Annotated in this window: 2 protein-coding genes; both read left to right on the top strand. The window is 26.8% G+C overall.

Annotated elements, in window-relative coordinates:
• Nucleotides 1-238, top strand: a 238-nt coding sequence (locus AMO08_RS05850) for a hypothetical protein (protein ID WP_218836554.1), incomplete at its 5' end; no start/stop codon positions are given.
• A 26-nt stretch (nt 239-264) separates the two neighbouring features.
• On the top strand, nt 265-660 hold a 396-nt coding region (locus AMO08_RS05880), incomplete at its 3' end, for a type IV pilin protein (RefSeq protein ID WP_256997626.1).

Genomic DNA, 660 nt, shown 5'->3' with positions numbered 1-660 from the left:
TGTAAGATTTTTACTTTTATTTAATAAAAAAAAATTTATTAAAATATTAATTAATTTTGTCATTTGGAGGTTAAGAAAAAAATATAATTTACTACATTCAGATACCCATCAACAAATATTGAATAAGCTATCAGAAAGAGAAAAAAGTAAATATCAAAATTTATTTAAGATTTTTGAAATTTCAAAATATTCAAATAATGAAATAAGATATTCATTGATATTTAAATCTTTAATTTAAAAATTATTTAGATATTATCTACCATTATGAACAAAAAAGGTTTTACTCTAATAGAACTCCTAGTAGTAGTGGCAATTATTGGTATTTTAGCTGCAGTTGGTGTTGTTGCTTATAGTGGATATACGAGCAGTGCAAAAAAAAGTGCTGTAAAGGCAAATCACAAGAATGTTGTAAAATACATTATTAACGAAACAATGAAATGCTCTACGGGATTAGCTTTTGCAATGGAAAATAATTTAGATTGCTCAAAACAATCATCTAGCACATGGAAAGATGAGGTAGCAAAAGCTGTTGAAATAGCTTTAAAGGATTTTAAAAACCCTTATGACAATGATCCAAACAAAAAAAAAGTTAGCCACGGAGGAGGCATATCAAATGACACTGATGTTGGCTACATTAGGATGTTATCACCAGGTACAAGA

The sequence above is a fragment of the Candidatus Pelagibacter communis genome (genome assembly GCF_001180205.1).
GTDB classification, from domain to species: Bacteria; Pseudomonadota; Alphaproteobacteria; order Pelagibacterales; family Pelagibacteraceae; genus Pelagibacter; species Pelagibacter ubique_O.
The sequence above is the reverse complement of the archived record's forward strand: the minus strand, read 5'-3'. Positions and strand labels throughout refer to the sequence as shown.